The sequence below is a fragment of the bacterium genome (genome assembly GCA_021159335.1).
In the GTDB taxonomy this organism is placed as follows: Bacteria; UBP14; UBA6098; order B30-G16; family B30-G16; genus JAGGRZ01.
Genome location: JAGGRZ010000108.1, coordinates 1 through 5,500 on the forward strand (window position 1 = coordinate 1; position 5,500 = coordinate 5,500).

General features: G+C 44.1%; 6 protein-coding genes. 5 read left to right on the plus strand and 1 reads right to left on the minus strand.

The window, feature by feature from the left end; translation table 11 throughout:
• Window positions 1–71: 71 nt before the first annotated feature.
• On the minus strand, window positions 72–824 hold the full coding sequence (bamD, locus tag J7J62_06055) for an outer membrane protein assembly factor BamD (GenBank protein MCD6124716.1): 753 nt from the start codon (window positions 822–824) through the stop codon (window positions 72–74).
• 106 nt (window positions 825–930) lie between these two features.
• On the opposite strand from bamD, the gene J7J62_06060 reads away from it, so the two are divergent.
• The 5 genes from J7J62_06060 to J7J62_06080 all read left to right on the plus strand — a co-directional run.
• Window positions 931–1,518 carry a D-sedoheptulose 7-phosphate isomerase gene (locus J7J62_06060; GenBank protein MCD6124717.1) on the plus strand — a complete coding sequence of 196 codons (588 nt, stop codon included), beginning with the start codon at window positions 931–933 and terminating at the stop codon, window positions 1,516–1,518.
• On the plus strand, window positions 1,519–2,544 hold the full coding sequence (gene gmd, locus J7J62_06065) for a GDP-mannose 4,6-dehydratase (protein ID MCD6124718.1): 1,026 nt from the start codon (window positions 1,519–1,521) through the stop codon (window positions 2,542–2,544).
• Window position 2,545: 1 nt separating this feature from the next.
• Window positions 2,546–3,484 (plus strand): GDP-mannose 4,6-dehydratase, encoded by a 939-nt coding sequence (locus tag J7J62_06070; GenBank protein ID MCD6124719.1) that lies wholly within the window; start codon window positions 2,546–2,548, stop codon window positions 3,482–3,484.
• A complete protein-coding gene (locus J7J62_06075) occupies window positions 3,481–4,602 on the plus strand; it encodes a glycosyltransferase family 4 protein (GenBank protein ID MCD6124720.1) in 1,122 nt (373 codons plus the stop codon). Before J7J62_06070 ends, J7J62_06075 begins: the two co-directional genes overlap by 4 nt.
• Window positions 4,599–5,500: hypothetical protein (locus tag J7J62_06080; GenBank protein ID MCD6124721.1), on the plus strand; the 902-nt coding region annotated here is incomplete at its 3' end. The genes J7J62_06075 and J7J62_06080, both read left to right, overlap by 4 nt.

Here is a 5,500-nt window from a genome sequence, read left to right on the forward strand (position 1 = left end):
GGGGTATATTTTATAAGAGTGGTAAACGGGAAAAGAAGTGTGGTGAGGAAGGTTTTGGTGGTTCATTAGCCCTACCTATTTTCTATTTTATTCTTGAGTGCATATACCTTTTTAAGAAGCTTTTTGTCATCCGTTGATGAGGCAATAGAATTTATGATAGATAATGCTTTATCAAATTTCTTGTTTTTATAGTATATTTTTGCGAGTAATAACTCCGCCCAGTAACGCCAGATAGTTTTTGAATAGTTCTCATCATTTTTTATTTGATTTATATATACGATCGCGGCGGAATCATGCTTCGATTTGTAGTATAAAAGTGCATTAAGATATAGTTTTTTAGCCAGTTTTTCGTAGCACTTTGACAGACCAGCTTTGGCGCTATCCGCGAAACGCGAAAATGGATATAATTCCAAAAATTGATTATAAAAGTTTATAGCATTATTTGTATATGTTTGGTCAAGTTCAGCACGAGGCGAGCGAAGTCTATACGCCTCCGCAAGAAGAAATCGTGCTTCCTCAACAAGGTCACTGTGACGGTATTGCGATATGAGACCATTAAGCTCAATAATCGCATTATCGTAGTCCTTTTTCTTCAAATGAATTTTGGCTGAAAGAAGGTATGCATCATCTGCCCATATTGATGGGCTTAATTTTAGCTGCGAAAGAATTTCGAGGGCTTGGTCATACTTCCCAGCGTTGAAAAGCTTTTGCGCTTTGTTGAATTTTTCCTCGTAGGAAAGCTCGTTGGTAGTTTGTATTTTTCCCGCACAACCTGCAAGAAATAGTGCAAGTCCTAAAAGAGTTATTTTGCACGCGGCTCTCATGTTTCCCGAATTTAACGCCGAATAAGAAAAAGTCAATCGAAAATGCCAAAACTACCCATAAATTATTGACTTGACACCAATTTTCGCAAATCTATTTTAAGGTCAGATGAAAGATTTTGGCGAAAAAACGCGAAAAATTCTTAGGGAAGCGGCAGAAAATTTTAGTCTAATATCAAAAGATGAAAGTTTGGCAAAAAGTGTCGCGCGGGCTGCAGAGTTGATTGTAAATTCATTGCGCTCGGGTAGGAAGGTTATCACTGCGGGCAATGGTGGGAGTGCTGCGGATGCTCAGCATATGGTGGCTGAGTTGGTGGGAAGGTTCAGTGGTGAAAGAAAGCCTCTTAAAGCAGTAGCTCTGACAGTGAATACATCGACGATTACAGCGTTAGCTAATGACTACGATTTCGAACAGGTTTTCGCGCGACAAATAGACGCTATCGGAGAGGGAGGCGATGTTTTTATTGGTATAACTACCAGCGGAATGTCGAAAAACATTATTTCTGCGCTGAAGAAAGCCAAAGAAAAAGGTCTTGTAACCATTGGGCTTCTCGGGCGAGACGGTGGTGAGGCGAAAGAATTATGCGATATCCCGATAGTGGTGCCAAATAATAGTACGCCCCGCATTCAGGAAGCCCATATAATGATAATACATGCTTTGTGCGAGTTAATTGACGAAAATTTCAGGGAGGAATAGATGGCAAAGAAAAAAGCTTTGATAACAGGAATAACTGGTCAGGATGGCTCGTACCTTGCGGAATTCCTGCTCGAAAAAGGTTACGAAGTTTACGGTATGGTTCGAAGAAGTAGCACTGCTAACTTCGAAAGAATAAAGCATATAAGGGACAAAATAAACATCGTGCAGGGTGATTTGCTCGACCAGATGTCCTTGTCAAATTTAATAAAGGAGATTCAGCCCGATGAAGTGTACAACCTTGCGGCGCAGTCTTTTGTGCCTACATCGTGGAACCAGCCTGTTTACACGGCATCAGTGAATGCGGTGGGCACAACGAGATTACTTGAAGCTTTGCGATACGAAAAGCCCGACGCCAAATTTTATCAAGCATCGTCATCCGAGATGTTCGGTAAAGTTAAGGAAATGCCCCAAAACGAAAATACACCTTTTTACCCGAGGAGTCCATACGGTGTATCTAAAGTTTACGCGCACTTCATTACGGTGAACTACAGAGAAAGTTTCCAAATTTTCGCTGTATCTGGAATTCTTTTCAATCACGAGTCCCCTCGCAGAGGTCTTGAGTTCGTTACTCGAAAAATAACTTATTCGGTCGCGAGGATAAAGTATGGGCTGCAGGATGTGCTCAGGCTCGGGAATCTCGATGCCAAACGAGATTGGGGATTCGCAGGCGAGTATGTCCAGATGATGTGGAGGATGCTTCAGCAGGACGAACCAGAGGATTATGTGATAGGAACGGGAGAGGCGCACTCAGTAAGGGAATTCGTTGAGCTCGCTTTCGGATATGCCGGATTCGAAGTAGTGTGGGAGGGTAGCGGGCTTGACGAGAAAGGCTACGACAAAAAAACAGGAAAATTACTCGTTGAAGTTGACCCAAGATTTTTTAGACCGGCTGAAGTTCATCATTTGCTTGCTGACCCGTCGAAAGCAAGAGACAAACTTGGCTGGGAACCCAAAGTCCTGATTAAGGACCTCGTTAAAATGATGGTCGAGTCCGACCTTGAACTTTGCCAAAAAATGACCACTTAAAATGAGAGTTTTGGTTACAGGAGCTTGCGGATTTGTGGGATCGCATCTGGTGCCGCTTTTGTTAAGTAAAGGTTACGATGTTTTCGCAGCGGATATTTCGCCGCAATCGATATTTTCTGATGATGTTAAATACTATCAACTAGATATATCTATGGAAAAGGAGTTGGAGCGTGTGCTTAATGAAACAATGCCTGACGCGATTGTTGCTCTTGCCGCGATAACCTTTGTGCCCGATTCTACAGAAGACCCAATGAAAACCTGGCGGGTAAATCTCCTTGGGAATCTTGCGATTCTTGAGTGGGTCAGGAAAAACAAGCCGGAAACATTTGTTCTCGTGATTAGTTCGTCCGCTGTGTATGGTGCGCCAAGTTCGACGAATGCGTTGCCATTTACTGAAAGTTCTCCGGTAGCGCCACTATCAGTTTACAGCGCAACTAAAGCAGCACTTGATTTGACTGCGCAGGTGTATGCCAAGACATGGAACCTCAAAATAGCCATAGCCAGACCATTCAATCATATTGGTCCCGGACAAAGCGAAAAATTCGTTGTCTCTGCGTTCGCAAAGCAAATAGCTGGCATAATGAAGAAAAAGAGTGAACCGAAAATTTTAGTTGGGAATCTTTCCGCAAAAAGGGATTTTACTGATGTCCGCGATGTTATTAGAGCTTATGAGCTTATTATATCAAGGAAAGCCACAGGGATTTTCAATATTTGTTCTGGAAAAGCCGTTGTGATAAGAGAGATTCTTGATATTTTAATTGAGCTTTCTGGTTGTCAGGTCGAAGTGGAGGTGGACCCGAAAAGATTGCGTCCGGTGGATATTCCGGTGTCGTTCGGAAGCTACGAGAAAATAAATTCCGAGCTTGGCTGGAAACCCGAAATACCGCTTGAGAAGTCGCTTTCGGACACGCTTGACTGGTGGCTTAGGAGGATAAAATGAAAATTTTGGTGGTAAACTGGCAGGACATAAAGCATCCCCAAGCCGGCGGTGCTGAGGTTCACCTTCAGGAGATATTCAGCAGAATAGTTAAATGGGGACATCAGGTAACGATGTTCACTTGCAGCTTTCCTGGTGCCAAAAAAGAGGAAATAATCGACGGCATAAAGGTTATAAGGGCTGGTTCGAGACCTAATTTCAACTGGGTTTTCCCTTTTCATTATTTCTTCCGATTCCGGAAAATGGATTTTGATGTTGTGGTGGTTGATGTGAATAAATTGCCTTTTTTCACGATAAAATTTATCAAACGCCCCCTTGTAGGGAAAATCCATCACCTTTTCGGGAAAAGCATCTTCATCGAGGCTTCGTTCCCAATAGCGATGTATGTCTATGTGATGGAGGAGCTGTTTGTTAGATGGATTAAGAACATCCCGTTTATAGTTGACTCTCCAAGCACTCTTGAGGACCTCGTTTCCAAGGGCTTTCCAAGAGAAAATCTGTATCTCGTTTATAACGCTGTCAATCACGAGAAATTCTATGTTATGCCTGATGTTCCCAAGGAAAGCTATCCACTTGTCGGGTATCTTGGCAGGATGAAGCGCTACAAAAGTGTTGACCACTTGCTATATGCTTTCAAGAAGGTTCTTGAGAAGGTCCCGGATGCGAAGCTGGTGCTTGTGGGGGATGGTGACGACCGTCCGAGGCTTGAGAAAATAGCACGGGAACTCGAATTCGGTGATAAAGTGAAATTTACTGGGTTTGTTTCTGAGGACAAAAAACGAGAATGGCTCAATAGATTCTGGGTGATGATAAATCCCTCATCCAAGGAGGGCTGGGGACTTACGGTTGTCGAGGCGAACGCATGTGGAACTCCTGTTGTAGCGGCTAATTCCCCGGGTTTGCGCGATGCCGTTCGTGATGGCGAAACAGGGTTGCTGTATCCATACGGTGACATCGATGCGCTTGCGGATAAGATAGTCAAAATCCTCACTGATGAATCCTTAAGAAACAATCTAAGAGACGGTGCTATAAAGTGGGCGAAGAGTTTCACATGGGATAACTCCGCCCGAAAAACCCTCGAGATAATCGAAAAAATTCTCGCAGAAAGAGCGAAAAGATGACATCGACAAAAATAATATTAATCGTGCTAATGATACCTTTTGTGGCTTTTGCCCTTCCGATAACCATAAACCTTGATAGCCTTCCGGGACCGCAGTCTAATTCTATGGGTGACCTTGCATGGGATGGGCGCTGCGTCTGGGTTTCAACTGGCAATGGGATAGCCAGAACCTGCGACGGCGGGAGAACATGGAGCAATTATCTTGAGGGCAAGGGTTTCTCGGCAATGATAGCGGCATATGGGAGAGTCCTTGCTGCTGCGGCCTACGATACCAACGATGACATTCCTGTGGGTGATGGATTGTATTGGACATTCTCCGATTCGGTTAGCTGGCATCATTTAACACCTTGGCAAATGACATACATACCGTCGTTGTCTTATTACGGTCTTTTATCGTATGATTTAGCTGTGGGTGTATTCGGAGATGATACCGTTATTTACTCGGCAAATTTCTACGGTGGGCTGTCCCGTTCCAGCGACTGGGGGGCAACATGGGTTAACATCGTTTTCGAGTGGGGTGACAGCGGCGCCGTAAAGGACACGATAATACCCGAAATAAAGGATTCGATACGGCAATTTGTCATACGAACGGGTAGCTCAAATGCTTATAGATTCTTTGCAGTAACCATTGACACATCGACATCACCGCCGACGGTTTATGCAGCTTCAGCGTTAGGTATATATTCATTTCAGGGCGACAGTTTCAGAAGGTTCCTGCGTTACGATGGTCTTACGAGCAATTGGTGCGTCGCGCTTGCTGTTCAATATCTTCCCGAAGGAAGTGTCGTGTGGGCGGGCTTGCGAGCGGTGAACTCCGCTGTCGGCGACAGAAACGCTATATGTTATACAACTGATGGCATTACATGGGACACTCTTGCCATGGACTTTATGTGCTGGAA

Bases quoted from the DNA above. Each gene is read 5' to 3' on its own strand.
- bamD (MCD6124716.1), bottom strand. From the start codon at position 824: ATGAGAGCCGCGTGCAAAATAACTCTTTTAGGACTTGCACTATTTCTT.
- J7J62_06060 (MCD6124717.1), top strand. From the start codon at position 931: ATGAAAGATTTTGGCGAAAAAACGCGAAAAATTCTTAGGGAAGCGGCA.
- gmd (MCD6124718.1), top strand. From the start codon at position 1,519: ATGGCAAAGAAAAAAGCTTTGATAACAGGAATAACTGGTCAGGATGGC.
- J7J62_06070 (MCD6124719.1), top strand. From the start codon at position 2,546: ATGAGAGTTTTGGTTACAGGAGCTTGCGGATTTGTGGGATCGCATCTG.
- J7J62_06075 (MCD6124720.1), top strand. From the start codon at position 3,481: ATGAAAATTTTGGTGGTAAACTGGCAGGACATAAAGCATCCCCAAGCC.